General features: G+C 45.3%; 1 protein-coding gene and 1 pseudogene. Both read right to left on the minus strand.

The window, feature by feature from the left end:
- Positions 1–1,025 (minus strand): annotated as a pseudogene (locus R7E42_RS25095) (hybrid sensor histidine kinase/response regulator); the annotation flags it as partial.
- The coding region (locus R7E42_RS25100; protein WP_318073254.1) for an acyl-homoserine-lactone synthase at positions 1,018–1,130 on the minus strand (113 nt) is incomplete at its 5' end. The gene R7E42_RS25100 and the pseudogene R7E42_RS25095, both read right to left, overlap by 8 nt.

The raw sequence follows: 1,130 nt of genomic DNA on the forward strand, positions 1-1,130 counted from the left end.
CTCAACTGATGCACGGCATCGTCGATTGAGCGCTTAAACTCTTCTTCTAACGCTAAGATCTGCTGTACTGGTGTTTGTCGATTGCCGTATATAAAGAACGATGCGATTCGGCTAACGCGTTTGTAGACCAAGTGCCAAGTGATGCCAATCAAGGCGCAAATCGGAATTGAGATGAGCCATTGATTGTCTTCAGACATTGGAATAAATACCGCACCTAATGGCAGGACGAAAATGGTGCACACAAAAAGCACACTGATCGTCAGATAAGCAAGGTATTTGGCGCTGTAGAATCTCGATGTAAGCAGCGCGTAACCAACAAACAGCATTTCACTGATGGATAACGCTGGTGGTAGCCACGTTAGTGAGAAATCCCCAAGGAAGTAGGTCATGCCTAGGTGTATGACAGCCGTAGACAGCATGAATACTAAGATCCCTGCGATCATGTAATTGTTCTTCGCTATAGAGAGCTTACTGCTGTTTGCGCGCATGCTAATGAGGTTGGTGAGTGTCATAACGACAAAGGTCACCAATCCCATGAAGAAATAAGAAGTGTGAGGGCCAAACTCAATCACAAATTGGCTAGGGCCATCAATCAGCACATTCTCAACGGTTAGGTTCGGGCGTAAATTGATGACCAGAGAATAAACCGTCAGCGCAACAAAAATGCCTTGTTGCCACAGTTTTACTTTGCCTTTTTTCTGCTCGGCGGCGAGCTGGCAAGAAAAGTAGAAAGCAAAAGCAAATGCGAAGAAGGAAGCTAAGTTGGCTAATTTCGCCATGAAAATGCCGCCCTCTGACCCAAGCAGAGGTAGCAAATCGGTATGGAAGTAGGCGTTACTGCTAATCCAAATAATAATGCATGTCGAATAGGCGATATAAGGCGCGTGGTACGAACCTAAGATCACTTCGTTCTTTTGTTTAAGGCGATAGCAGTAGTACAGCAGCCACACGAGAACCACGGCCACTGTAGCAAACAGTGTGATGGCTTTCGGGTAGAGTAGGCCACTAAGACCTATATCAAGCATGTTCATTCACCTGCGTATTTTGTCTGATTACTCGAATACGGCGTTTATAATCGCGAAAGTCTGTGCGTTTAAAGGTGTCTACCATCGATTCAAAATTCCAGAAAC

This window comes from Vibrio sp. Vb1337 (genome assembly GCF_033338715.1).
Lineage (GTDB): Bacteria > Pseudomonadota > Gammaproteobacteria > Enterobacterales > Vibrionaceae > Vibrio > Vibrio alginolyticus.